Below are 22,635 nucleotides of genomic sequence, written 5' to 3' on the forward strand. Positions count from 1 at the left end.
CAGCGGTCGCTGCGCTCAGGCGCTGGCGACGACGCTGACCACGCGGCGGTCGCGCTTGCGGCCGAACTCGACGGTGCCCGCCGTGAGGGCGAACAGCGTGTCGTCGTTGCCGCGGCCCACGCCGTCACCGGGGTGGATCTTGGTACCGCGCTGACGCACGATGATCTCACCGGCGCCGACGACCTGGCCGCCGAAGCGCTTGACGCCGAGGCGCTGGGCGTTGGAGTCACGCCCGTTCTTGGAGGAGCTGACGCCCTTCTTCGATGCCATCTGGAATCAATCCTTCTCTCGTTACGAAGGGATCGCTCAGGCGATGCCCGTGATCTTCAGGCGGGTGAGCTCCTGGCGGTGGCCCTGGCGCTTCTTGTAGCCCGTCTTGTTCTTGTACTCGAGGATGCGGATCTTGGGACCGCGCAGCTCCTCGAGGATCTCAGCGGTCACCTTCACCTTGTCCAGATCGGACTTGGCGGAGGTCACCGAGTCGCCGTCGACCAGGAGGACGGGAGCGAGCTCGACGCTGTCGCCCGCCTCGCCGGACACGCGGTTGATCACGATGGTGTCACCGACCGACACCTTCTCCTGACGACCGCCTGCGCGGACGATTGCGTACACCACGTCACTGCTCCATCTTGGTTCGGGAATTGCTTGGTTCGGGACGTACCCGAGAGCCGGACTCGCGGACTCACCGCGCACCTGCGACCGTCGACCGGTCCTGCTGCGCCCTCGATCCACTCGAGAACACCCCAGGAGGGAGGTGCGGCCGCGCGACGCCCAGCGGGATCACGACTTCGGCGCGTTCTGCGCCAGGGGACAGCTTACGATCCCCGGGCGCGCCGGTCAACCATTCTTACCGGCGCGACCTGCGCAGATGCTGGCGGAAGCTGTGGAACTGGTCACCCTTCGGGGGTGACGGTCCCCTCGGCGCCGTCAGGGCTCGCCTGCTCGGGGTCGGTGCTGCCGGCCTCGGGGTCGATGCGGGTGACGGGCTCCGTGTCCCCGGTGCCGCTCGCATCGGCCGCGGGGGCCGACTCCTCGACGCGGTCGGCCTGCTCGGGCCGCTCGAGGGACCCGGCGTCGGCGGCGTGGGTGGCCTCGCCGGCCTCCTGCTGGGGCTGCTGGTCCGTCGGCACGGTTCCCTCCTGCTCTCCGGACTGGCCTGGCTCGTCGTTCGCGGTGGGGGTCTGCTCCTGGCCCTGCACCGAGACGACCTTGCCGTCCACGGTCACCTCGGGGCTCGACTGGTGACCGGAGGCCGCCGCGATCGAGGCGATGGTGGCACGGGCCAGGGCCCGGGAGCTCTCGTCCTCCTGCAGGCGGTGCACGTCCGGCGACTGCGGGTCGATCAGCTCACCCACGGCCTCCCTGGCCTCCGCGGAGCGGGACTTGCGCCCGCCGCGGCGCCGACCGGAGCGGGAGGACTCCTCGCCGGAGCCGTTGCCGCCTCCGCTGCCGGAGTTCGAGCCGTTCCCGTTGCCGCCGGTGTGGGCGTGGGAGCCGTCCATGTCCACGATCAGGCCGCGGCCGTTGCAGTGCTCGCAGGTGGCGGAGTACGTCTCCACCAGTCCCTGGCCCACGCGCTTGCGGGTCATCTGCACCAGGCCCAGCGAGGTCACCTCGGCGACCTGGTGCTTGGTGCGGTCGCGCCCCAGGCACTCGACGAGCCTGCGCAGCACCAGGTCGCGGTTGGACTCGAGCACCATGTCGATGAAGTCGATGACGATGATGCCGCCGATGTCCCGCAGCCGCAGCTGCCGCACGATCTCCTCGGCGGCCTCGAGGTTGTTGCGGGTGACGGTCTCCTCGAGGGAGCCGCCGGAACCGGTGAACTTGCCGGTGTTGACGTCCACCACGGTCATCGCCTCGGTGCGGTCGATCACCAGCGATCCGCCGGAGGGCAGGTACACCTTGCGGTCCATCGCCTTGAGCAGCTGCTCGTCGATGCGGTGCTTGGCGAACACGTCCTCGGGGCCCACGTGGCGGGTGAGCCGCTCCAGCAGGTCAGGTGCCACGGAGGAGATGTACTCGTGCACGTCGTCGTGGACCTTGCCGCCCTCGACGATCAGGGAGGTGAAGTCCTCGTTGAAGACGTCGCGCACCACCTTGATGGCGATGTCGGGCTCCTGGGACAGAGCGGCCGGGGCCGACTTCGACTTCTGGGCCTTCTGGATCTTGTCCCACTGGGCGCGCAGGCGCTCGACGTCGCGGGTGAGCTCCTCCTCGCTGGCCCCCTCGGCGGCGGTGCGCACGATCACGCCTGCATCCTCGGGGATGATCTGGCGCATGATCTTCTTCAGCCGCGCGCGCTCGGTGTCCGGCAGCTTGCGGGAGATACCGGTCATGGAGCCGCCGGGCACGAACACCAGGTAGCGGCCGGGCAGGGAGATCTGGCTGGTCAGGCGGGCGCCCTTGTGGCCGATCGGGTCCTTGGTGACCTGGACCAGCACGGAGTCGCCGCTCTTGAGGGCCAGCTCGATGCGACGCGGCTGCCCCTCCAGGCCCGCGGCGTCCCAGTTGACCTCGCCGGCGTACAGCACGGCGTTGCGGCCCTTGCCGATGTCCACGAAGGAGGCCTCCATGGAGGGCAGCACGTTCTGCACCTTGCCCAGGTACACGTTGCCCACCATCGAGGTCTGCGCCTTCTGGGCCACGTAGTGCTCCACCAGGACGTCGTCCTCGAGGACGGCGATCTGGGTGCGGCCTTTCTGCTCCCGCACCACCATGGAGCGCTTGACGGACTCGCGACGGGCCAGGAACTCTGCCTCGGTGATGACGCTGCGGCGGCGACCGGCGTCGCGGCCCTCTCGGCGACGCTGGCGCTTGGCCTCCAGGCGGGTGGAGCCCTTGACGGACTTCACCTCGTCGCGGCCCTCGCGCACCTTGACCACGGTGTTGGGGGGATCGTCCGGGGAGCTGACGTCACCGTCGCTGGATCCGGAGCGTCGCCGGCGCCGGCGCCGGCGCGAGCTCGAGGAGCTGGAGCTGCCCTCCCCGGAGTCCTTCTCGCCGTCGGAGTCCTCGCTCGAGGGATCCTCGGACTCGCCGTCCTGGTCGTCGCTGCCGCCGCGGGAGCTGTCGGTGCCGGAGTCCTGGTCGTCGCCGCCGATGCGGTCCTCGTCCCCACGGCCACGGCCACGGCGCCCACGGCCGCCACGGCGACGTCGACGCCGGGAGTTGCCGGAGCCCTCGCGGCCCTCATCGTCCTTGCTGTCGCCGGAGTCGTCGCCGTCCTCGGAGGAGCTGTCGTCACCGGTGCTCTCCTCGTCGGTGCCGCCGTCCTTCCGGGCCTCGCCCGCGGTGGCGTCCGAGCCCTGCTCCCCCACCGAGCCGCTGCGACGGCGCGAGCGGTTGCGGCGGTGGGGTGCGTCCTCGGCGTCCTCGGAGGAGGTGTCGTCGGCACCGTCCGTGTCCTGCCCGGAGTCGGAGCCCGCGTCGAAGGAGAGGTCGGCGCTGCCGACGGGGGCGTCCTTCGGGCCCACCGTCGTGCGCGGCTGCGCGGGCGCAGGCGCCTGGAACAGAAGCGAGGCGAAGTCCTGCTGGGCCTGCTCACGGCGCGCCCTGTCGTCATCGGCCTGACCGGCAGCCTGCTCAACCTCCCCACCGCGGGTGCGGGTGCTGGCCAGGGCGCGCAGGTCATCGGCGACGGGATTGGCGTCCTGCTCGTCGCCGTCCAGCTCGTCCTCGTCCTCCTCCTGCGCAGTGGCGGGAGAGGAGGCGACGGCTTCGGTGCGCGGCTCGGGCTGGGCGGCCGCCGGTGCGGTGCGCGGTGCGTCCTGCTGCGCAGCGGACCCCTGCGGGAGGACCTCGGAGCTCTCCGCGGCCTCGCCCGTCTCAAGATCCTGGGCGGCCGGCGCAGGAACGACGGGGGCTCCTGCGGGCGCACCCGCGCGGCGGCGGGGACGCTTGGTGGCGGTCGGCTCCGCCGCGGCGGCGGTCTGCTCGGGCACCACCGTGCGGAACACAGGGGTGTCCGTCGGGGTCTCCGGCGTGAGGACGGGGGCCGGGGCCCCTGCCGGCGCTCCCGCAGCGCGGCGGCGCCTGCGCGTGGGGGTGGTTCCGGTCGAATCCTCGTCGATCGATGCGCGGTCGTCGGTGCTGTCAGCCATGTGGCCGTCTCCTTCTGGAGGATCCAGCGCACCCTGGGTCCCATGTGGTCATCGTCCCTGGGGACGGAAGTCTCTGGCCCTCGCCGCCGCGCTGCTCCTCGGAGGGAGCGCTGCGATGCTGATCGCGGGAGCCGACTCGGTCGCGTGAATTCGCGTTCCCGGTGCTCCGACGCAACAACGCCGGGAGGTTCCCCCACCCGGTACGGGGCAGGAGAGCGCCGCGGTCAGTATGGCACAGGGAGCTGGTCCGGGACATCGCGACATGCGGCGCGACACACGCCGCCGCCGGGCCGACACACCCCGCCCCGCGCCCGTCGATCCCGCCCGGGGGATCCTCGCGGTGGGAGACTGGCTACTGCCGGACCGGCGCGCATCCCGGGACGATCGTCCCTGCCTGCAACCCTGCCCGGTCGTACTTTCGTGACAGCGTGTCGTTCTCCCGGGAGGATTCATGGAAGCCCTCGACCTGGCACGGTGGCAGTTCGGCATCACCACCGTGTACCACTTCATCTTCGTGCCGCTGACGATCGGGCTGTCGCTGCTGGTCGCGATCATGCAGACCGTCGCCGTGCGATCCAAGGACCCAGTCAGGAAGGACGCCTGGACGCGCCTGACGAAGTTCTTCGGATCGATGCTGATCGTGAACTTCGGCATCGGTATCGCCACCGGCATCGTGCAGGAGTTCCAGTTCGGCATGAACTGGTCGGAGTACTCCCGCTACGTGGGCGACGTGTTCGGTGCCCCGCTGGCCCTGGAGGGCCTGCTGGCCTTCTTCCTGGAGTCGGTGTTCCTGGGGCTGTGGATCTTCGGCTGGAACAAGCTGCCGGAGAAGATCCATCTGCTCACCATCTGGATGGTGGCGATCGGCACCATGCTCTCGGCGTACTTCATCATCGCCGCGAACTCCTTCATGCAGCACCCCGTCGGGGCCGTGCTGAACCCGGAGACCGGGCGGGCTGAGCTCGATCCCTCCCAGGGCTCCATCCTCTCGGTGCTCACCAACGTCACCACCCTGGCGGCGTTCCCCCACGTGATCTCCGGCGCCTGGCTGGTGGCCTCCGCCTTCGTCACCGGCGTGGCCGGCTGGCACATGGTGCGCCACCACAACAAGGCCCGCGAGCTCGGCATGGAGACCACCGACGGCGCCGAGCACCACCTGATGAGCCGCGACGTGTTCCGGCCCGCCGTCCGCTTCGGCGTGGTGGCCATGTTCGTCTCCGCCCTGGTGCTGGTGATCTCCGGCGACTTCCAGGCCAAGATCATGTTCGAGCAGCAGCCGATGAAGATGGCCTCGGCCGAGGCGCTGTGCGAGACGCAGTCCGGAGCGCCGTTCTCGATCCTCACCGTGGGCGGGCCCGACGCTTTCGCCACCGACTGCGACGGTGTCACCCACCTGATCGAGGTCCCCTACGTCACCGCGATTCTCGCCACCTACGACCCGAACGCCACCCTGATGGGCGTGGACGACCTGAACGCGCAGTACAAGGAGCAGTTCGGCGAGACCACCACGGACATCTTCGGCAACGAGGTCGAGGCCGACTACCGGCCCAACCTGTTCGTCACCTACTGGTCCTTCCGCCTGATGATCGGCCTGGCCGCCTTCAGCGCCATCGTGGCCTTCTGGGCACTGTGGGTGACGCGCGGGAAGGGCGACCAGGCCCGCACCACCGGCTCCAAGGCCTTCGCATGGTTCACCGTGCTGGCCATCCCGATGCCGTTCCTGGCCAACTCCGCCGGCTGGGTGTTCACCGAGATGGGCCGCCAGCCGTGGGTGGTGCACCCCAATCCGCTGGACCCGACGGTGCGCCTGATGACCATCCAGGGCGTCTCCAGCAATCCGGGATGGATGGTCCTGACCTCCATGGTGGCCTTCACCCTGCTGTACGGCGTGCTGGCCGTGGTCTGGTTCTTCCTGATGCGCAAGGCCGCCCTCAAGGGCATCCCCGTCCCGCAGCGGGACGAGGAGACCGACGAGCTCGACACCCCTTCGATCTCCTTCGGCTACTGAGAAGGGATAAGGACACCTCATGGACGCCATGCTCGATCCGACCACGCTGCAGACCCTGTGGTTCGCACTCATCGCCTTCTTCTTCGTCGGCTACTTCATGCTGGAGGGCTTCGACTTCGGGGTGCAGATGAACGTCCTGGCCCTGGGCCGGGGCGACTCCGAGCGCCGCAGCACGATCATCAAGACCATCGCCCCTGTGTGGGACGGCAACCAGGTGTGGCTGCTGGTGGGCGGCGCCTCGATCTTCGCGGCGTTCCCCGAGTGGTACGCCACGCTGTTCTCCGGCTTCTACCTGGCACTGCTGCTCCTGCTGCTGGTGCTGATCGTGCGGGTGTGCGCCTTCAAGTACCGCGCCAAGCACGACACCCCCACCTGGACGAAGACCTGGGACTGGATCCACATCCTCTCCGGCTTCCTGCCGGCCCTGCTGTGGGGCGTGGCCTTCGCCAACATCGTCAGGGGCGTGGCCATCGACGGCAACAGCTGGGTGACCACCTCCCTGCTGGGCCTGCTGAACCCCTTCGGCCTGCTGGGCGGCATCGTGTTCGTGCTGCTGTTCTGGCTGCACGGAACGCTGTACCTCACGGTGCGCACCGTGGGTGAGCTGCGCGAGGACGCCAACCGCCTGGCCGGCATTCTGATCCTGCCCACCATCGTGGCCGGTGCGGCCTTCCTGATCTGGTACCAGCTGGCCTACTCCCACTCTGCTCTGACCTGGGTCCCGCTGCTCATCGCGGCACTGGCACTGGTGGCCGTGCTGGTGCTGAACCGCATGCGCAGGGAGGGTGCGGCGTTCACCGCCTCCATGGTCGCGATCCTCGGGGCCGGAGCGACCCTGTTCGGCGGGCTGTTCCCCTACGTGCTGCCGGCCACCAACGACGCCGCCAACTCGCTCACGGTGGCCGGAGCCTCCTCCAGCGAGCACACGCTGCTGGTGATGACCATCGCCGTGGTGGTGTTCATGCCGATCGTGCTGGCCTACGAGATCTGGTCCTTCTGGGTGTTCCGCCACCGCATCGCCGGCCCAGACGACCCCCAGCCGCCCGGCCTGGTGGAGCGTGCTCGCGGCGCCTACCGCGAGGCCTTCGACCAGGACGGCGGTCGCCGCCACGCCGAGAGCTGAGAGCCTGACGGTGCCGCGGGGACCCTCGGCACGCCGAGCAGTCCCTCCGCCCTGTCAGACTGTCCACGATGACAACCTCGATCTCGCGCCCGCCTGCCCCGCCGCCCGCGGGGACGGCGGGCGCGTCCGTCCCCACCCCGAAGCGGGCCTCCCGCGCCCCGCTGGACCCGCGCCTGGTCCGCGAGGTCAGGGCCGCCCGCAGCCACGTGGCCCGCACCACCGTGCTGGGCCTGGTGCAGGCCGGCTGCGTGATCACCACGGCCCTGGTGATCGGCCGTCTCGGCGCCTCACTGCTGGTGGACCGTGAGCTCCCCCAGGCCGCCCCTGCACTGCTGGGAGTGCTCGCGCTGGCTCTGGCGATCCGGGCGCTCGCGGTGCTGGTGGAGCAGCGCACCGCCCATCGGGCCGCCACCGACGCCATCGCCCAGCTGCGCTCCCGCATCGTGTCCCACGCCGCCCAACTGGGCCCGCGCAGCTCTGCCGGTCGCGGAGCGGACCTCACGGCCCTGGCCACCACCGGCGTGGAGAACCTGCGCCCCTACCTGGTGGGGTACGTGCCGCAGCTGCTGCTGAGCCTCACCGTGACCCCGCTGTGCCTGCTGACCATCGGCCTGCTGGACCTCACCAGTGCTCTGATCGCCCTGTTCACCCTGCCCCTGGTGCCGCTGTTCATGATCCTGGTGGGCAAGCTGACGGTGGGCCGCTCCGAGCGCCTGCTGGCAGACATGCGCACCATGTGGGCCCAGATGCTGGACCTGGTCGACGGGCTGCCCACCCTGCGCGCCCTGGGCCGGGAGAAGGGCCCCGAGAAGGTGGTGCGCAGTCTCGGCGACCGCCACCGCGCCTCCACCATGGGCTCGCTGAAGTACGCGTTCCTCTCCGGGATGGTGCTGGAGCTGCTGGCCACGCTGTGCGTGGCGCTGATCGCGGTGAGCATCGGCATGCGCCTGGTGTACGGGCACATGGACCTGGCCCCGGCGCTGGCCGTGCTGGTGCTGGCGCCCGAGGTGTACCAGCCGCTGCGCAACGTCGGCTCCCAGTACCACTCCTCGACCGACGGCCTGGCCGCCGTCACCGCGGCCTTCGAGGTGCTCGACGAGCCCGTCACGGCCGACGGCCGCACGGAGGCTCCCGACCTGCGCACCGCCACCCTGGCATTGCGCGGGGTCACCGTCGCCTCCCGCGACGGCCTGGCCCCCTACCGCGCCGAGGTCACCGTGCGCCCTGGTCGGGTGCTGGCCCTCACCGGCCCCTCGGGGTCCGGGAAGACCACGGCCGTGCACGTCATGCTGGGGCTGCTGGAGCCCGCGGAGGGCCGCGCTGAGGTGATCGCCGCCGACGGCACCGCCGTGGACGTGCGCGAGCTGCGCCGACGCTCCCTGTGGGACCAGGTGGCGCTGCTGCCCCAGCGTCCCGTGCTGCCCGCGGGCACCATCCGCTCCGTGCTGCTGTCGGCCCGCCCCGGTACGAGCGAGGGCGAGGTCGACCGTGCCGCCGCGGCGACCGGCCTGGACGCCGTGGTGGCCGAGCGCGGCTGGGATGCGGATCTGGGCCGCGCCGGCGCCGGCATCTCCCTGGGAGAGCGGCAGCGCCTGGCCCTGGCCCGCGCCATGCTCTCCCCCGCACCGCTGGTGGTGCTCGACGAACCCACCGCCCACCTGGACGGGGCCACCGAGCAGGTGGTGCTGGACCTCATCGCGGACCTGCGCCGTCAGGGACGCACCGTGGTGGTGATCGCCCACCGCTCCCGCCTGGTCGACATCGCGGACGACGTCGCCGAGGTGCAGGCCCGCCACACCCGCGATGCCGAGCACCCGGCCGGGCACGAGCACCAGGAGGTCGCCCCGTGACCACCTCCCCCGATCTGGCCCTGCGCCGCGCCGAGAGAGCGCTGGAGATCCCCCGCGCCCGACTGGCCGCCGCGGTGCTCTCCGCCTGCGCCACCCTCGCGGCTGCCTTCGCCCTCGCCGCGGTCTCCGCCTACCTGGTCACCCGCGCCTGGACGATGCCCCCGGTGCTGGACCTCACCGTGGCCGTGGTGATGGTGCGCGCCCTGGGCGTGGCCCGCGGCGTGTTCCGCTGGCTGGACCGCATGACCACCCACGCGGTCGCGCTGCGCGGCGTGGTCTCCCTGCGCACCAACCTGTTCACCGCCCTGGCCGCCCGCACCGACGACACCCTGGCCCGGCTGCGCCGCGGTGACCTGCTGGCCCGCATCGGCGACGACGCCCAGGAGCTCGCCGACCACGTGATCAAGGCGATCGTGCCGGGCATCGTCTCGGTGGTCATGTTCGTGGTGGTGCTGGCCACGATCATGCCGATGTCGATGCTGGCGGGCCTGACCATGGCCGCATCGCTGGTGCTGGCCTCGTTGATCGCTCCTCTGGCGGCCTACCGCGCCTCACGCATCTCCCAGGACGCGGTGGTGACCACCCGCTCCCAGGTCTCCGCCAGCGCGCTGGAGATCCTGGACGACGCCACCAGCCTGCGCGTGGACGGCCGCCTCGACGCCGCCCTGGGCACGCTCGCCGCGGAGCAGTCCGCGCACGACGCCGCGATCGACCGCGCGGCCCTGCCCAGTGCGGTGGCCTCCGCCGCCGTTCCCGCCTCGATGGTGCTGGCGGTGCTCGGCTCACTGCTGGCCGCCGGTTCCGCCTGGCTGGACGGCGGTGCCTCCGCCGGGCAGATCGGCGTGCTGCTCCTGCTGCCGCTGTCCTCCTTCGAGGCTGCCTCAGCACTCCCGGCGGCCGCCTCCCAGTACGCCCGCTCCCGCGCCGCTGCCGCCCGGCTCGACGCCGTGGTCCGGCCGGACGCGGCCCTTGCGTCGCCGGAGGCGCGCACCGAGAGCGCGGCGTCGACCGGGCTCCCCGCAGACAACGAGCCGGCCGTCGCGCCGTCCGCTGCGGTCCCGTCCCTCGCCCCCACCGCGCATCTGCGCGCCGTGGGCCTCACCGCCGGCTGGAGCCCCGAGGCCCCGCGCGTGGCGGGCCTGGACCTCGACCTGCCCCCGGGCTCCCGCCTCGCGGTCGTCGGCGCCTCCGGCAGCGGGAAATCCACCCTGCTGGCCACTCTCGCCGGTCTGCTGTCCCCGCTGGCCGGCACCGTCCAGCTGGACGGCACCGACATCGCCTCCCTGCCGCCACATGCCGTACGGCAGAAGGTGGTGATGTTCGCCGAGGACGCCCACGTGTTCGCCACCAGCGTGCGGGAGAACCTGCGGGTGGTGCGCGGCGACCTGGACGACGACACCACCCATGCTGCCCTGCGTGCCGTGGGGCTGGAGGACTGGGTGGCGCAGCTCCCCCGCGGACTGGACACCATGCTGGGCCCGGACGGCACCACCGTCTCCGGAGGCGAGCGGCGACGGCTGCTGTTGGCCCGAGCCGTGATCCGCGCGAACGGGATCCTGCTGCTGGACGAACCCACCGAGCACCTCGATCCCGCCCGCGGCGATGCCCTGCTGCGCTCGCTGCTCACCCCCGCCGACGACACCCTGGTGCCCTCCGGTACCACCGTGGTGGTGGTCACGCACCGCGCCGAGGCGATCCCCCCGGCCACCCCCGTGCTCCACATCGGACCCGGCGCACGTGCTGAGCTGCATGCTGCCCGCACCGCCCGCCCCACCCGCTCCGGTTCCGCATCCCAGGAGGATCGATGAGTCTGGACCTGCTGCCCCCCGCCCGCGCCGACCGACCCCGCGTGCAGGACCTGGCCGAGGCCGTGCTGGCCGGCGGCGACACGGAGGACCTGCTGCAGCTGCTGGTGGCCTCCGCCCGCACCGATCTGGCACCCGGCGACTCCGTGCTGGTGATGCCGCTCGAGCCCGGGACCTGGACCGTGGAGATGGCCGAGGGGCCCGGCGCCGCGGATCTGCTGGGACAGCTGCTGGACCCGCAGTCACCGGCGTTCCTGGCCCTCGCAGCTGCCGACAGCGACGCACTGGAGGCGATCGGCGCCCTCGCCCTGGACCCGGATGCCCCCGCGCCCTCCCGCGCCCTGCTCGCGGTGGTCGACGCTGCCGAGCACGGACGTGGGTTCCTCGCCGTGCTGCGCGACCGGGATCAGCAGCACATCGCCTTCACGGCGGCGGACAGGGAGCGACTGGACTCCCTGGCCGGACTGATCGCACTGACCCTGCGCGGCCCCTCCCTCGGTTCCGGCGAGGTGGACGACGAGCGCAGCCGGATCGCCCGCGACCTGCACGACCTGGCCATCCAGGAACTGTTCGCCGTGGGCATGGAGCTGGAGGCCCTCACCGAGGCGCTGTCCTCCCCCGGGGAGGAGCCCACCAACTCCCGGATCCGCAGCTCGGTGGCGACCTCCGTGCAGGGCGTGGAGAACGCGGTGGCCCAGATCCGGCAGATCGTCCAGTCGCTCCGGCGTGAGCGCACGGAGGCGACGCTCACCGAGCGGCTGCGTCACGAGACAGGGCTGGCCACCGCCGGCCTGGGCTTCGTCCCCACGCTGCGCCTGCCCACCCGCCCGGCCGAGCTGGACTCGGAGCTGCCCGGGGAGATCGCCGAGGACGTCGTGGCGGTGGTGCGGGAGTGCCTGGCCAATGCCGCGAGGCATGCGCATGCGACCGCTGTGGCGGTGTCGGTGAGCGTGTTCAGCGAGGGTGTGGACCGCGTGGTGCAGGTGAACGTCTCCGACAACGGGCGCGGCATCGATCCCACGGTGACCCGCCGCAGCGGTCTGGCGAACATGTCCAGCCGGGCGCGCCGTCACGCGGGTTGGGTGGACGCGTTCAACCTGGAGCCGGGCACGATGATCTCGTGGAGGGTCACGCTGCCGCCGCAATGAGCGGGGCACCGGTCACCTCTGGCCCAGACGCCCACGACCGCCCGGCGCTCACTTCCAGCCGGCGCGGCGGCGGGCCGCCACCATGGCGGCCACCTGGGTGCGGCGCTGCATGCCGAGGGTCTGCAGGATCACGGTGACCCGGTTCTTGACCGTCTTCTCCGCGATGCCGATGCCCTCGGCGATCTCCCGGTTGGAGTGGCCGTCCCCGATCAGCTCGACGATGCGGCGATCGGACTCGGACAGCTCGGGCTCGTCGTCCGCATGGCCGTTCGGCCACACCGTGCCGCCGCCGTGCACCGTCTCGATGGCGCTGACGATGTCCTTGGAGCGGGCGGACTTGAGGATCAGCCCCGCGGCACCGGCGGCGCGGGACTCGCGCAGCGCCGCGTCGTCGTCGAAGCTGGTGAGCACCAGCATGTTCTGCTCGGGGTTCAGCTCACGGGCGGCGTGCATCACGTCGATGCCGGTGCCGTCGGGCAGCTGGAGATCCACCACCAGCACGTCGGGGCGGATCGCCGGAAGTCGGCGCGTGGCCTCCGCCACGGAGGAGGCCTCACCCACCACGGTGAGGGACGCGCTCGAATCGATCGCGGTGACGATGCCGCGGCGCACGACCTCGTGGTCGTCCACCAGCATCACGCGGATCGGGCCTCGCTCATCGCTCGATGTCACTGAGGGTCCTTCCTGGCTCGTGCCGTCGCTGGGGGACGGCCGACTGCTGTGGGCGGGCGCTGGCATCCGGGGCAGTAATGGCTCGATCGCCCTTGATGCATGGTCCGCCGGATCAACCTACCGCACCTGGGGCAGGGATTTCCTGCACGACCGTAGGCGTTCAGCGATCGGGCGAAGTAGCCGCTGCGCCCGTCGACGTTGACGTAGAGGGCGTCGAAGCTGGTCCCGCCGTGGTCCAGGGCCCGTTCCATGACCGCTGCCGCGGCCCGCAGGATCGACAGCGCCCGCCGCTGGGACAGGGCGTTGCCGGGGGTGTCGTAACGGGTGCGAGCCGCCCACAGCGCCTCGTCGGCGTAGATGTTGCCGATGCCGCTGACCACGTCCTGGCTCAGCAGCAGGGACTTCACGGCGCTGCGGCGCGAGCGGAGGGTGCGTGCGATGGCGGGCAGGTCGGCCGCCGGGTCCAGCAAGTCCCGGGCGATGTCGCGGGCGTCGGCCGGCAGCAGGTGGTCGGGGCTGCCCGCCCCGGCGATGGCGCCGTCGGGCGACTCGGTCAGGGGGCTGGTCCACAGGCCGCCGAAGATGCGCTGGTCGATGAGGTCGATCGCGGTGCCGGTGTCCAGGTGCAGGGTGAGGCGGCGGTGACGCAGCGGGTCAGGAGCCGGGCCCTCCGATCCCGGAGCGGAGGCGAGCGCGGGTACCGCGGCGTCGGCGGCGGGATGTGCGCCGCGCACCCGCCACTGGCCGCTCATGCCCAGGTGGCTCATCAGGGCCTGCCCCACGTCGCTGCCGCCGCTGTTCGAGGCGTCCGGCTCCTCGAGCCTCCACCACAGGAACTTGCCGCGCCGCGCCAGGGCGCTCAGCCGGTTCCCCTCGACGGCCTCGCGCAGGCGGTCCGCGCCGCCCACCTGGCGGCGCAGGATGCGCGCATCGAGCACCTCGACCCTGACGACGGTCCGGCCGAGGGTGTGGGGCAGCAGTCCGCGCCGCACCACCTCCACCTCGGGCAGCTCGGGCACGGCTCAGCCTCGCGGGATCAGGGTCTCGCCGCGCTCGGCGAGCACGGCCCGCACGGCGTGCTGGGCGGCCACCAGCTCGGCGTCCTTCTTGGAGGGGCCGTCCCCGCTGGCGGTGACCACCTCGGGCACGGTGACGGTGGCGGTGAAGACCTTCTGGTGCTCGGGCCCGGTCTCGGTGATGCGGTACACGGGAACCGTGGCGGTCTCCGCGGCGATCTCCTGCAGGCGGGTCTTGAAGTCGTACCCGGCCTCGAGGAACTCGTCGGAGTCCAGCAGGGGGCGCAGCAGGTCCAGCACGAAGCGGCGGGACACGTCCTGCCCACAGGCCAGGTGCACGGCACCGATCACGGCCTCGGTGGTGTCGGCGAGGATCGAGGCCTTGGAGCGGCCGCCGGAGAGGTCCTCCCCGCGGCCCAGCTTCACATACGCCCCCAGGTCCACCCGGGAGGCGATCAGCGCCAGGGCCCGGGTGTTGACGGTGGCGGCGCGACGGCGGGCCAGGTCGCCCTCGGGCAGCCCGGGGTGGGCGGCGTAGAGCTCCTCGGTGACGGCGAGCTGCAGCACCGCATCACCCAGGAACTCGAGGCGTTCGTTGTGGGTGGTCAGCGCGTTCTCGTAGGCGTAGGAGCGGTGCACGAGAGCCAGGTCCAGCAGGCCGGACTCGGCCAGATCGGCGCTCTGGGCGCCGTCCAGCGGCAGGGCGCGCAGCAGGCCGCTCGGATCCGCGGCCGGGGTGGTGCGGCGGGATCGCGCCATCAGGCCCGGTCCTCCGGGCCGCCGTCCTGGCCGGTGGCATCCGCGGTGGTGGTGCCCGCGGATCCCTCGTCGCTGCCCTCCTCGAGCAGGCCCTGAAGGGCGGCCCAGCGGTCGTCGATCACCACGTGCTCGTGGTCCGGGTCCTCCTCCATGCGGAAGCCGCACTGGGGGCACAGGCCTGGGCAGTCGGGGCGGCACAGGGGCCGGTCGTCGGCCTCCAGGGCGAGGGCGTCGCGCGCCAGCGGCCCGAGGTCCACCTCGTCCCCGTCGAGCATCACGGTGTCCTCGCGCTCGTCGGCCTTGACCTTCTCGGGGTACATGAACAGCTCGTCGATGCGGGCCTCGATGTGGTCTTCGACGGGGTCCAGGCAGCGCGAGCACTCCCCCGCCAGATGGGCGGTGACGGTGCCGTGCACGTAGATCCCCTCCACCACGGACTCGAGCTCGGCCTGCACGGCGACGGGCTCCCCCTCGGGCACCTGCATGGCGGGCCCGCCGGCGTCACGGGCGGCCGCGGCGACGGTGCGCTCCACGTGGCGGTGGGAGCCGGTGCGGCCGATCAGGTCCACCGCGTCGAATCGGAGGTCGCTGTCGAAGGGCGAGCCGGCGGTGTCGGTCGAGGACATGGCGGAGCACTCCTTTTCTGGTGGGGGGCGGGGAGGGACTGTTCAGGATACGTTCCCGGCGGCGGCGAGCGCGTCCAGGGAGGGCGCAGGGAGCATGTCGGTCACATCACCGCCCAGCTTGTGCACCTCCCGCACCAGGGACGAGGAGATGTGGGCGTAGCGCGAGTCGGTGAGCAGGAAGATCGTGTCCACACCGGCCAGGTGGCGGTTCATGCGGGCCATGGGCTCCTCGTAGGCGAGGTCCAGCTGGGAGCGCAGCCCCCGCACCACGGCACCGGCCCCCACCTCGCGGCAGAAGTCCACCAGCAGCCCGCTGCCCAGGGTGCGCACCTCCACGGTGGAGTCGAGGCCTTCGTTCGCGATGCAGGCGGTGATGGCGCGGGTGCGGGCCTCCACATCCAGCAGGCCCTTCTTGGAGGGGTTGTGGGTGACGGCGATGACCACCCGTTCGGCGATCGCGGCGGCCCGCCGGGTCAGGTCGTGGTGCCCCAGCGTGTAGGGGTCGAAGGAGCCGGGCAGGACGACGGTGCGCATGGTGGCAACTCTAGTGCTCTCACGTGCTCGGTCTCGGCGAGCGGTACTCGCTCGCCAACAGGGCGAAGCTCATGCCGTCCAGCCAGCGACCGCTGCGGTGCAGGGATTCCTCACGGAAGTGCCCTTCCAGGCGCATCCCGATCTTCTCCATGATGCGGCGGGAGGCGAGGTTCTCGGCGAAGCAGTTGCCCTCCACCCGGCGCACGCCCAGTCCCTCGAACGCGATCTCGACCAGCCCGGCCGCGAACTCGGTGCCGTAGCCCCGGCCGTGGCTCGCCGGGTCGAGCACCCAGCCCAGCTCCGCCTGCTGCCCGCGTGCCTGCTCGGCCATGTCGGCCTGGGACCAGGCGTCCTGCCGGTCCACCTTGCCCACCGCGATGATGCGGCTGCCCAGCAGGCCCACCACCGACGAGGGCAACTTCGCGGACCACCGCTCGCGGTGCTCCTCGAGGCTGCGGGACAGGGCGGTGGTCCACTGCTGCACCTCGGGCAGCCCGTACCAGGGCCAGATCGCATCGGCGTCCTCTGCGCGGCCGGGCCTCAGCTCGAGGCGCTCGGTGCGCAGCGGCCAGTCGAGGTCCGCCAGGACTGGGTGGGTGCCGTGATCAGCGGTCACGGTGATCGGCGGTGCTGCCGGACCCGTCGGCGGGGGTGCGGTCGCTGGGCTGTGGGCGGTCCGTATCAAGTGCGGTGCTCTGCTCGGCGCGGGTGCCATCGACGGGACGGCGCTCGCCGGTCGGACGAGGCGCTTCAGCGGAATGGGGGTAGCGAGGGTCGTCCGTGCGGCCGGTCTGCTCGGCGACCGGCAGCCGCTTGGGGGCGATCAGCACGAGGCCGAGCAGCCCCAGAAGGGTGAGCAGGAGAGCGGGCACCATCGCGTACCAGTGCAGGTTCAGCAGGATCTCGCCCAGCTGCCCGTCGAGCCGGGCACCGAAGAACGTCAGTCTCGTGTACACCCCGGCAGAGGAGAGCGAGTAGTAGACGACCGGCAGCACCAGCCGCAGGAAGGCTCCGAGGAACAGCAGCAGCGCGGCGAGCTTGACAAGCGCCCGGTACCGCCCGATGCAAGCGCCGGCGAGCAGCATCGTGAGCCCGCCCAGCACCAGTGCCACAGCGCTCCCGATCATCGCCATCATCTGGGCGTCCGCATCGGCGGGCGGCTTCCAGATGCTCACCGCGGTCGCCGTGGATCCGAGCACCAGCAGTGCCGTCTCCACCAGGAGCAGCACGAAGAGCAGGAAGCCCACCACGACGGTCATCCACTGGAGCTTCCGGCTGGGCCGACGGTAGGCCGTGGGGTGGGCATCGGCGACGGCGCGGCTCATGGCAGTCCTCCTGACAGGCTGTGGTCACAGGAAAGTAGCACCGCACCAGAAGATCGGAAGGAAGGCGCTCCACGCCCCGCCCGGTCGGTCGGGGTCGATCCTCTACGGTGAGTCCATGCCGATCCCCCTCCCCCTGACGACCGACCGTCTCTGCCTGCGCACCTACCTGCCGGATGACGTCGATGCGCTGCTGGCCTACTACTCGGACCCTGATGTGGCCCGCTACCTGCTGGATGAGCCGTGGGCCGAGGAGTATGCGCGCCAGGAGCTCGAACGGCGCCTCGTGCGCACCGGCCTGCGCAGCGATGCGCGGTCCCTGGCCCTGGTGGTCGAGCACCAGGGCCAGGTGATCGGGGACCTCGCGATCTGGCTGAATGACTCCACCGGGCGCAAGGCCGAGATCGGCTGGGTGTTCTCCGCGCAGGCGGCGGGGAAGGGCTACGCCACCGAGGCCGCCACCGCGCTGATCGACGCCGCTTTCACCCACCACGACCTGCACCGGATCGAGGCCCAGATGGATGCCCGCAACTGCGCCTCCGCGCAGCTGTGCGAGCGGCTGGGCATGCAGCGCGAGGCACACCTCCGCCAGAACTGGTGGATGAAGGGCGAGTGGACCAGCACCCTGGTGTACGGCGTGCTGGCCTCGGAGCGCTGACGCCGGTCCAGCAGCGCCTCCCTGCAGCCGAACTGGCCGGTCAGTCGGTGACCTGGAGGGTCTGGCTCTCCCCCGCCTCGATCGTCGCCTCATGATCGGTGCCGGGGATCGTCAGAGTGTGGGCCTGGTCGGTGTGGTTCAGCAGCACCACGTAGCGGGTGCCGTCCTCGCCGTGGCGCTGCAGCACCTCGACGTCCGCCGGCAGATCCGGCACCCCGATGCCTGCGGCGGCGTAGGCACCCCGGAACACGGTGGCGAGGCCGTCGAGATCGAGGTCGGAGCCGACGTACCAGGCCTTGCCTGATCCGTGCGCGTGCTCGGTGATCGCCGGTGCGCCGGGACGTGGCCCGTCGGCGTAGCGGGCCAGCACGGTGGCGGTGGTGGTGACCAGTTCCTCGCACCACACGGCAACCGGCAGTTCCTGCGTTCCGACGTCGCTGCTTCCTGCGTCCCAGGTGATGCGGGCGGAGTCCTCCTGGCGCAGCGGGCAGAACTCGTGCACCTGCACGCCCAACAGCTCGGAGAGCGCGGCGTTCAGACCGCCCTCGCGCACGGCGTCGTTCTCATTGACGATGCCGGAGAACGGTCCCACCACCAGGTTCCCTCCTGCCTTCACGTACCTCTCGAAGTTGCCGGCAGCGGTGTCTGTGAGCAGGTAGGAGGCGGGGGCCAGCACCAGGCGGTAGGCGCTGATCGACGAGCGTCCCGCGAAGTTCTTCGACGACCCGAACTTCGAGACGCTCGTTGCCGGTGTCAGCGATGCACTCTCGGCTGTGGACATGTCGATGGTGATGCTGCTCGCCGGCGATGCCGAGAACGTGCGGCGAGTGGAGAAGTTCCTGCGAACCAGCGGCGTGGACGGCGCCGTGACGATCTCGGTTCATCCTCGGCATCACCTGCTCGAGCGGGTACTGGACACGCGGGTCCCCCTGGTCAACTGCGGGTTCCCTCGCTCCTTGGAGACACGCGTCTCCTACGTCGCCGCGGATGAAGCACAGGGAGCGACCCTGATGGCGCACCATCTGCTCGAACAGGGCGCCACCCACGTAGGGGTCATCGCCGGCCCAGAGGACTCGCCCGGCGGGAGCCTCCGGCGTGACGCCTTCCAGAGGATCATCGATGAGAGCGGACAGGCGGAGATCGTCACGGTTCTGCACGGTGACTACACGCGCAGCTCCGGGCGCCGGCTAGGAACCGAAGCTCTTACTTCCTCCCCGCATATCGATGCCATCTTCGCTGGTAGCGATGCGATGGCTGCGGGGGTGCTCGACGCTGCGCGGGATCTTGGTCGCCCCGTTCCTGACTCGCTCATCGTCGGAGGCTTCGACGATTCAGCGTTCGCGACCGGGGCCGACGTACCACTGACGACGATCCATCAGCCCTTCGATCAGATCAGCACCGAGTTGGTATCCGTTCTGCAACGAGAGATCTCCGATGGCTACCGGTCCGCTGTGACAGTTCCGGTCAAGCTCGTCGAGCGGTTGTCGACCAAGCGCCCCGTCGCCCACTGAGGTCCGACCCCGCCATGTCGCTGGGATCTGCGGCAACGCAAGAGTCACCCCCAGGTGGCACCATGAACGCATGACCGAACGGCTCGCGACCCCCTACATCAGCGAGCAGTCGATCCTTCAGCTGGTAGGGGCGGCGAGTGCACAGCGCGGGAAGGCCTACGCCCGCTCGGGCGCGGCCTCCATCGTGGAGTGGGAGCACCCGGATGCCGGCGGGGACCGCGGCACCCTGATCGGCACTGTGCACGGCACGGAGCCCCGCCCGTACACCACCGTCGTGGATCTCAAGGTCGGCACCCATGTGCGCAGCCTCGGGGTCAACGCCTGGGAGCCCTACCGCGCCACCTGCACCTGCCCGGTCAGCCAGGACTGCAAGCACGCCGCCGCCCTGCTGTACACGGCCACCACCCAGGCGATGCGGGAGCGCCTGGCCACGTCGCCTCCCCGCACCGGCTCGCGCGCTCCTGTGCAGGCCCACCACACTCGCCCCGCCCCGGTGCCACCCACGTGGAAGCAGCTGCTGAACCCACTGGTGCACGACACCACCGCCGATGGCGCAGCGCCGCTCGCCTTCGGGGTGGAGCTGCGCACCGAGTTCGGCGGGTTCGGCTTCTCCCGCTTCGGCGCCCAGCCTGCGTCGGCCGAAGCGATCCGCGAAGGGGCCGCGGTGTTCGCGAGCCTGCGGGTGCTGCGCCGCGGCAGCCGGGAGAACTGGATCAAGGGCGGGCTGACATGGAAGAAGTTCCAGTACAGCAGCCCAGTGCTGGGAATCCGCGAGGATCACGCCGACCTGGTGGCCCGCCTGGTGCGGCTGCACATGGCCGAGAATGTCTACGGCATCGATCCGGGGGAGCTGCTGCGCCTGGACTCCTTCCGCAGCGCCGAGGCGTGGAGCCTGCTGGAGGAGGCCCGCCGCCTCGGCATCGAGATGGTGGGGCAAGGCGTGCTGGAGAGCGTGGAGTGGATAGAGCCGGTCACCGCCGCACTGAACGTGGAGCGCACGGCCGAAGGACTGGAGCTGAGCACGCTCACCCTCTCCTCCGCGGGTGAGCCCCGCACCGATCTGCGGCCCGCCGGTGCCGGCGGATTCATCGCGGTGCAGCTGGACGACAGCACCACCGGCAGCGCGCCTGCGGTGCGCCTGCAGCTGGCAATGGCGGCCGAGCCCGTTCCCGAGGCCCTGCGCAGCCTGTTCCGCTCTCGTGACTCGGTCACTGTTCCCGCGGCCGAGGCTCGGGACTTCCTGGAGGACTACACGCCGCAGCTGCGGGCCGTGGTGGCGCTCCACAGCCTGGATAGCTCGGTCACCTTCCCCGAGCCGCCGGCGCCGCGGCTGCAGCTGACCGTGCACCACCGCCGCGGGGATTTTACCGACCTGGTGTGGCAGTGGCAGTACCGGGCGCCCCTGCGCACCCTGCCGCTGCGACAGGTGCATGGCATCACCCGCTCTGCCGCCGGCCGCGACGTGGACCACGAGGAGCGGGTGCTGGCGGAGGTGGCGGCGCTGTGGCCCCGGGCCTTCGACGCCGAGGAGGCCACGCTGCACGAGGTGGAGAGCGCGGCGTTCGTGGAGCACCTGCTGCCCCGGCTGGCGTCCCTGGCCGATGTGGACGTGATCGAGCACGGCACGCGCCCCGGGTATCAGGAGCTCACCGGGACACCGCACCTGCGCATCACCCAGGTGGAGACCCCGCGCTCGGACCGCACCGACTGGTTCGACCTCGGATTCGAGATCAGCATCGGCGAGCACCAGGTGCCGTTCACCGCGATCTTCACCGCCCTGTCCCGCGGCAGGAAGTCCGTGCTGCTGCCGGACAAGACCTACGCCAGATTGGACCACCCCACCTTCGACAGGCTGCGCGAGCTGCTGGCGGAGGCGGAGGCCATGCCGGAGTGGGAGCCGGGAGCCCCCGGCATCGGCCGCCACCAGGTCACCTTCTGGGAGGACTTCGAGGATCTCGCCGACGAGTCCACCACCGCCGTTTCCTGGCGGCGCAGTGTGGGGGCCCTCGCCGATCTGCAGGAAATCCCTGTCCCGGCGGCACCTGCCGGGCTCGAGGCCACCCTGCGGCCTTATCAGCATGAGGGCTTCGCGTGGCTCGCCTTCCTGCACCAGCACGGCCTCGGGGGGATCCTGGCCGACGACATGGGCCTGGGCAAGACGCTGCAGACCCTCGCGCTGATCCTCCACGCCCGCGAGGCCGGCGCTGGGACCCCGCCCGGGGCCGACACGGCCGGCCGGCCCTTCCTGGTGGTGGCGCCGTCCTCGGTGCTGTCGGTGTGGGAGTCCGAGGCGGCTCGCTTCGCTCCCTCCCTGGACCTGCGGGTGCTGGCCACCACCTCGGCCAAGCGCGGCACTCCCCTTGCCACCGCGATCGACGGAGCCAACGTGGTGGTCACCAGCTACGCCCTGCTGCGCCTGGACCAGGAGGAGTACACGGCCCTGGACTGGCAGGGCCTGGTGCTGGACGAGGCCCAGTTCGTGAAGAACCGCACCGCGAAGGCGCACCGGGCGGCGGCCGAGGTGCGGGCACCGTTCCGGCTGGCGATCACCGGCACGCCGATGGAGAACTCGCTGACGGACCTGTGGTCTCTGCTGTCGCTGACCGCTCCCGGCCTGTTCCCGTCGATGCCGCGCTTCCGCGAGGAGTACGTCAAGCCCATCGAGAAGCACGACGGCACCGAGTCCGCCCGCGCCAGGGCCGATCAGCGCATGGCCCGGCTGCGCCGTCGGATCCGGCCCTTCGTGCTGCGCCGCACCAAGGACGTGGTGGCCACGGACCTCCCCGAGAAGCAGGAGCAGGTGGTGCGGGTCCCGCTGGAACCCCAGCACCGCCGGCTCTACGAGCAGGTGCTGCAGCGGGAGCGGCAGAAGCTGCTGGGCCTGGTGGAGGACTTGGACCGCAACCGCTTCATCGTCTTCCGCTCCCTCACGCTGCTGCGGATGCTGGCATTGGATCCTGCGATCGTGGACCAGGAGCACGCCGCGGTGCCCTCCTCGAAGCTCGAGGCGCTGATGGGCAAGCTGGAGGAGGTGCTCGCCGAAGGGCACCGAGTGATCGTCTTCAGCCAGTTCACCTCGTTCCTGACCCGGGTCGCCGAACGGCTGGAGCAGCAGCAGGTGCCGTTCTCCTACCTCGACGGCTCCACCGACGACCGCGCCGGGGCCATCGCCTCGTTCCGCGAGGGCGAGCTGCCGGTGTTCCTGATCAGCCTCAAGGCCGGCGGGTTCGGCCTCACCCTCACCGAGGCCGACTACGTGTTCCTGCTGGACCCCTGGTGGAACCCGGCGGCGGAGGCCCAGGCCGTGGACCGCGCCCACCGCATCGGCCAGCAGCGCAGCGTGATGGTGTACCGGATGGTCGCCGAGGGCACGATCGAGGAGAAGGTGGTGGCGCTGCAGCAGCGCAAATCAGCCCTGTTCAGCTCGCTCACCGACGGTGACGCCGCCTTCCAGAACGTGCTGAGCGCCGAGGACGTGCGGGACCTGCTGCGCGAGTGAG

At 71.2% G+C, this 22,635-nt stretch carries 19 protein-coding genes; 8 read left to right on the plus strand and 11 right to left on the minus strand.

What is annotated here, in order from left to right:
- Positions 1-15: 15 nt before the first annotated feature.
- The 3 genes from rpmA to M3B01_RS03560 form a co-directional block, all read right to left on the minus strand.
- On the minus strand, positions 16-270 hold the full coding sequence (gene rpmA / locus M3B01_RS03550) for a 50S ribosomal protein L27 (protein WP_193866839.1): 255 nt from the start codon (positions 268-270) through the stop codon (positions 16-18).
- A 36-nt stretch (positions 271-306) separates the two neighbouring features.
- Entirely contained in the window at positions 307-615 is a 309-nt protein-coding gene (rplU, locus tag M3B01_RS03555) for a 50S ribosomal protein L21 (RefSeq protein ID WP_259789479.1), read from the minus strand.
- Positions 616-893: 278 nt separating this feature from the next.
- Complete coding sequence (locus M3B01_RS03560) at positions 894-4,103, minus strand: Rne/Rng family ribonuclease (protein WP_259789480.1); 3,210 nt, start codon at positions 4,101-4,103, stop codon at positions 894-896.
- Between the two features lie 451 nt (positions 4,104-4,554).
- Between M3B01_RS03560 and M3B01_RS03565 the strand changes: the two genes are divergently transcribed.
- From M3B01_RS03565 to M3B01_RS03585, 5 genes are all read left to right on the plus strand, one after another.
- Positions 4,555-6,111 (plus strand): cytochrome ubiquinol oxidase subunit I, encoded by a 1,557-nt coding sequence (locus M3B01_RS03565; protein ID WP_259789482.1) that lies wholly within the window; start codon positions 4,555-4,557, stop codon positions 6,109-6,111.
- A 19-nt stretch (positions 6,112-6,130) separates the two neighbouring features.
- On the plus strand, positions 6,131-7,234 hold the full coding sequence (gene cydB / locus M3B01_RS03570; protein WP_259789483.1) for a cytochrome d ubiquinol oxidase subunit II: 1,104 nt from the start codon (positions 6,131-6,133) through the stop codon (positions 7,232-7,234).
- A gap of 68 nt (positions 7,235-7,302) precedes the next feature.
- Entirely contained in the window at positions 7,303-9,084 is a 1,782-nt protein-coding gene (cydD, locus tag M3B01_RS03575) for a thiol reductant ABC exporter subunit CydD (RefSeq protein WP_259789485.1), read from the plus strand.
- The gene (gene cydC / locus M3B01_RS03580) at positions 9,081-10,892 is read left to right on the plus strand and encodes a thiol reductant ABC exporter subunit CydC (RefSeq protein WP_259789487.1); all 1,812 of its coding nucleotides are present in this window, start codon (positions 9,081-9,083) and stop codon (positions 10,890-10,892) included. The genes cydD and cydC overlap by 4 nt, the downstream gene beginning before the upstream one ends.
- Positions 10,889-12,037, plus strand: a complete 1,149-nt coding sequence (locus tag M3B01_RS03585; protein WP_259789489.1) for a sensor histidine kinase — start codon at positions 10,889-10,891, stop codon at positions 12,035-12,037. Before cydC ends, M3B01_RS03585 begins: the two co-directional genes overlap by 4 nt.
- 48 nt (positions 12,038-12,085) lie before the next feature.
- On the opposite strand, the gene M3B01_RS03590 is transcribed toward M3B01_RS03585, so the two are convergent.
- From M3B01_RS03590 to M3B01_RS03620, 7 genes are read right to left on the minus strand one after another with little or no spacing between them, the layout of a single operon-like run.
- A complete protein-coding gene (locus M3B01_RS03590) occupies positions 12,086-12,673 on the minus strand; it encodes a response regulator (protein ID WP_396123331.1) in 588 nt (195 codons plus the stop codon).
- Between the two features lie 32 nt (positions 12,674-12,705).
- Positions 12,706-13,728, minus strand: coding sequence for a bifunctional DNA-formamidopyrimidine glycosylase/DNA-(apurinic or apyrimidinic site) lyase (mutM, locus tag M3B01_RS03595; protein WP_259789492.1), 1,023 nt, complete (start codon positions 13,726-13,728; stop codon positions 12,706-12,708).
- 3 nt (positions 13,729-13,731) lie between these two features.
- Positions 13,732-14,484, minus strand: coding sequence for a ribonuclease III (gene rnc, locus M3B01_RS03600; RefSeq protein WP_259789494.1), 753 nt, complete (start codon positions 14,482-14,484; stop codon positions 13,732-13,734).
- The gene (locus M3B01_RS03605) at positions 14,484-15,110 is read right to left on the minus strand and encodes a DUF177 domain-containing protein (protein WP_259789496.1); all 627 of its coding nucleotides are present in this window, start codon (positions 15,108-15,110) and stop codon (positions 14,484-14,486) included. Before M3B01_RS03605 ends, rnc begins: the two co-directional genes overlap by 1 nt.
- A gap of 42 nt (positions 15,111-15,152) precedes the next feature.
- Positions 15,153-15,644 carry a pantetheine-phosphate adenylyltransferase gene (coaD, locus tag M3B01_RS03610; RefSeq protein ID WP_259789498.1) on the minus strand — a complete coding sequence of 164 codons (492 nt, stop codon included), beginning with the start codon at positions 15,642-15,644 and terminating at the stop codon, positions 15,153-15,155.
- 19 nt (positions 15,645-15,663) lie between these two features.
- Entirely contained in the window at positions 15,664-16,260 is a 597-nt protein-coding gene (locus M3B01_RS03615) for a GNAT family N-acetyltransferase (RefSeq protein ID WP_259789500.1), read from the minus strand.
- Entirely contained in the window at positions 16,250-16,969 is a 720-nt protein-coding gene (locus M3B01_RS03620; RefSeq protein WP_259789502.1) for a hypothetical protein, read from the minus strand. The genes M3B01_RS03615 and M3B01_RS03620 overlap by 11 nt, the downstream gene beginning before the upstream one ends.
- A 115-nt stretch (positions 16,970-17,084) precedes the next feature.
- On the opposite strand from M3B01_RS03620, the gene M3B01_RS03625 reads away from it, so the two are divergent.
- A complete protein-coding gene (locus tag M3B01_RS03625; RefSeq protein ID WP_259789503.1) occupies positions 17,085-17,624 on the plus strand; it encodes a GNAT family N-acetyltransferase in 540 nt (179 codons plus the stop codon).
- A 40-nt stretch (positions 17,625-17,664) separates the two neighbouring features.
- On the opposite strand, the gene M3B01_RS03630 is transcribed toward M3B01_RS03625, so the two are convergent.
- The gene (locus tag M3B01_RS03630; protein ID WP_259789505.1) at positions 17,665-18,405 is read right to left on the minus strand and encodes a beta-galactosidase trimerization domain-containing protein; all 741 of its coding nucleotides are present in this window, start codon (positions 18,403-18,405) and stop codon (positions 17,665-17,667) included.
- Here M3B01_RS03630 and M3B01_RS03635 point away from each other — a divergent pair.
- The gene (locus M3B01_RS03635) at positions 18,404-19,135 is read left to right on the plus strand and encodes a LacI family DNA-binding transcriptional regulator (RefSeq protein ID WP_259789506.1); all 732 of its coding nucleotides are present in this window, start codon (positions 18,404-18,406) and stop codon (positions 19,133-19,135) included. The genes M3B01_RS03630 and M3B01_RS03635 overlap by 2 nt on opposite strands.
- A gap of 70 nt (positions 19,136-19,205) precedes the next feature.
- Complete coding sequence (locus M3B01_RS03640) at positions 19,206-22,634, plus strand: DEAD/DEAH box helicase (protein WP_259789507.1); 3,429 nt, start codon at positions 19,206-19,208, stop codon at positions 22,632-22,634.
- Position 22,635 lies beyond the last annotated feature (1 nt).

It is taken from the genome of Brachybacterium sp. p3-SID957, from assembly GCF_025144775.1.
Classification (GTDB): Bacteria; Actinomycetota; Actinomycetes; order Actinomycetales; family Dermabacteraceae; genus Brachybacterium; species Brachybacterium epidermidis.